Source organism: Motilibacter aurantiacus (assembly GCF_011250645.1).
Lineage (GTDB): Bacteria > Actinomycetota > Actinomycetes > Motilibacterales > Motilibacteraceae > Motilibacter_A > Motilibacter_A aurantiacus.
This window is the reverse complement of record NZ_JAANNO010000061.1, coordinates 1-502: the sequence shown is the minus strand read 5'-3', so window position 1 is coordinate 502 and position 502 is coordinate 1. Positions and strand designations below refer to the sequence as shown.

General features: G+C 58.0%; 1 rRNA gene. It reads right to left on the bottom strand.

Going from position 1 to position 502, the window contains the following annotated elements:
* Positions 1-318: ribosomal RNA gene (locus G9H72_RS20840) — 16S ribosomal RNA — on the bottom strand; the annotation flags it as partial.
* Between the last annotated feature and the right edge of the window lie 184 nt (positions 319-502).

The window sequence follows — 502 nt, the reverse complement described above, 5'->3', positions numbered from 1 at the left end:
GGCCGTGTCTCAGTCCCAGTGTGGCCGTCCACCCTCTCAGGCCGGCTACCCGTCGTCGCCTTGGTAGGCCACTACCCCACCAACAAGCTGATAGGCCGCGAGCCCATCTCTGGCCGATAAATCTTTCCACCCCCCGCCATGCAGCAGGAAGTCATATCCGGTATTAGACCCGGTTTCCCGGGCTTATCCCGAAGCCAGAGGCAGGTTGCTCACGTGTTACTCACCCGTTCGCCGCTAACCCCGAAGGGTCCGCTCGACTTGCATGTGTTAAGCACGCCGCCAGCGTTCGTCCTGAGCCAGGATCAAACTCTCCAACAAAGAATGTTGAAAACTATCCCGACCAAGAACAGGTCGACTAGCAACCCGTCATTGCTCAAAGAAACCCCACCCGACCGACCGGCACAACACCGGACGGACAGGCACGAGGACAAAACAATATGGCATCCATCCTCAAAGCACGCTGTTGAGTTCTCAAGAAACGAACGCACACCCACCCGGAGCA